Here is a 1,471-nt window from a genome sequence, read left to right as displayed (position 1 = left end):
CTAGTGCCGCATCAGGCAACGTTCGCCCTGTCGACCACGGCTCGTAGTCGTTGATCGGCGGCGTGACGGTTTCGCCAGATGATGTAGCGGCGGATCATGCTGCCCTGCTCCTTGTGGCTGGCATGGTCGGTGCCGTCCAGGGCGAAGTAGCGCAGGGCGGTGAACTGGGCCTCGATGCGGTTCAGCCACGAGCTGTTCGTAGGCGTGTAGGCGAGCTCGACGTTGTTGGCCGCGGCCCAGTCGCCGACCCGGCTGTCCTTCTTCGTGGTCAGATGCGGGGAGAAGTTGTCGAGCACGATCGCGATACGGATCTCGGGCGGGTAGAGGGTTCGCATGTAGCGGCAGAACTCCAGGAACTTCGTCCGGTTCTTCTTCGGCTTGACGTGGCCGTAGAGCTTGTCCCGGGCAAGGTCGTAGGCGGCGAACAGGTGCCTGACCCCGTGCGGGCGGGTGTAGGTCGCCCGCCGTCGGGGCCGGGGCTCCCGGTCGGGGTCCTTATGCCGTCCTCCGCGCTCGGCCCACTGCCGACCGGGGTGAGGCTGGAGGTTGAGCGGCCCGAACTCGTCCAGGCATAAGATGACTTCGGGCTCGCCCTCCTCGGGTATGACCTCGCCGTCGGCGATCGCGTAGAGGTGCTCGACGCGGGCCTTCTTGGCGGCATAGTCAGGGTCGCGCGAGGTCTTCCAGGTCTTTATGCGTTGAAAGGACACGCCCTCCTCTCGGAGCAGGACCCGAAGGCCCTCGTGGCTGATGTCGTCGACCACCCCCTCGGCGACCAGGAAGTCGGCCAGCTTGGCCAGGCTCCAGGTCGAGAACGGCAGACCGTGCTCGGCGGGCCTGGACTTGGCGATCTTCTTGATCTCGCGCCGTTCGGGCAGGGTGAACGTCCTGGGCCGACCGCCCTTGTACTTCGGGTAGAGGGAGTCGAAGCCGTCGGCGTTGAAGTTGTGGATCACATCCCGGACCCGGTCCGCGCTGGTGAACGTCACCTCGGCGATCTTCGCCACGGGCATGCCCTGCGCGGACAGCAGCACCATCTGCGCCCGCCGCCAGGTCACCACCGACCCGCTGCCCCGGCGGATGATCCGCAGCAGGCGCTGCCCCTCGTCGTCATCGATCTCGCGGACACGTACTCGCTCAGCCACCAGCACAGCTTCCCTGCCGCGCGCTGCCGGCCATGGTCATTCCGCCGGCGTGCCGATCCGCAGCCGGTTGCCGTCAGGGTCGCGCAGTTCAATCTCACGCGCCCACGGAGCATCCTTCGCCTGCACACCGAACTCGGAGGCGATGGCCTCGACATCACGAACGCGGAGGTAGACCAACGTGTCGGGACGGGCATCGCCCTTGTGCTCCGACAGGAACAACCGCACCCCGCCCCGGGCGACCTCGACGAACGCGGGAAGTCCCGCTTCAAAGCGGTGTTCCCACTGCTTGGCGAAGCCCAGCCGCTCGTACCAGACGACCGCCGCCG

Annotated in this window: 2 protein-coding genes; both read right to left on the bottom strand. The window is 67.0% G+C overall.

Going from position 1 to position 1,471, the window contains the following annotated elements:
• Nucleotides 1–11: 11 nt before the first annotated feature.
• On the bottom strand, nucleotides 12–1,145 hold the full coding sequence (locus tag Sco07f_RS39655; RefSeq protein ID WP_174855490.1) for an IS630 family transposase: 1,134 nt from the start codon (nucleotides 1,143–1,145) through the stop codon (nucleotides 12–14).
• A 36-nt stretch (nucleotides 1,146–1,181) separates the two neighbouring features.
• On the bottom strand, nucleotides 1,182–1,471 hold a 290-nt coding region (locus Sco07f_RS39645), incomplete at its 5' end, for a glyoxalase superfamily protein (protein ID WP_108990812.1).

Source organism: Streptomyces coelicoflavus (assembly GCF_003112555.1).
GTDB lineage: Bacteria > Actinomycetota > Actinomycetes > Streptomycetales > Streptomycetaceae > Streptomyces > Streptomyces coelicoflavus.
Note: the sequence above shows the minus strand (reverse complement) of the source record. Positions and strands in the feature narration are given on the sequence as shown.